1 protein-coding gene is annotated in these 475 nt (G+C 62.7%); it reads left to right on the forward strand.

Going from position 1 to position 475, the window contains the following annotated elements; all coding sequences use genetic code 11:
* On the forward strand, window positions 1-475 hold a 475-nt coding region (locus EN906_RS36780), incomplete at both ends, for an AAA family ATPase (RefSeq protein ID WP_127375896.1).

Raw genomic sequence — 475 nt, forward strand, 5'->3', positions numbered from 1 at the left:
GCTGCCTATCGGGCGGGCAAGCTGCCTCATGCACTGATCTTCTCCGGACCGGTCGGCATCGGCAAGGCGACGCTCGCCTTCCACCTTGCGCATCATCTGTTGAAGCACCCGGATTTTGCGAACGCGCCGGAAAGCCTTGCCGCTCCCGATCCGGCGTCGTCGCTGTTCCGCCAGATCGCAACCGGGGCGCATCCTTCCGTGCTGCATCTGACCCGGCCGTTGAACGACAAGACCAAGAGTTTCAAGACAGTCGTCACCGTCGATGAGATCCGCAAGGTCAGCCGCTTCCTGTCGCTGACCTCGCACGACGGCAGCTATCGGGTGGTCATCGTCGATCCCGCCGACGACATGAACACCAATGCCGCCAATGCGTTGCTGAAAAATCTTGAAGAGCCGCCGGCACGGACGCTGTTCATCCTGATTGTCCACGCGCCGGGCAGCCTGCTGCCGACGATCCGGTCGCGCTGTCAGGTGG

Origin of the sequence: Mesorhizobium sp. M7A.F.Ca.CA.004.06.1.1, from assembly GCF_003999135.1 — a bacterium.
GTDB lineage: Bacteria > Pseudomonadota > Alphaproteobacteria > Rhizobiales > Rhizobiaceae > Mesorhizobium.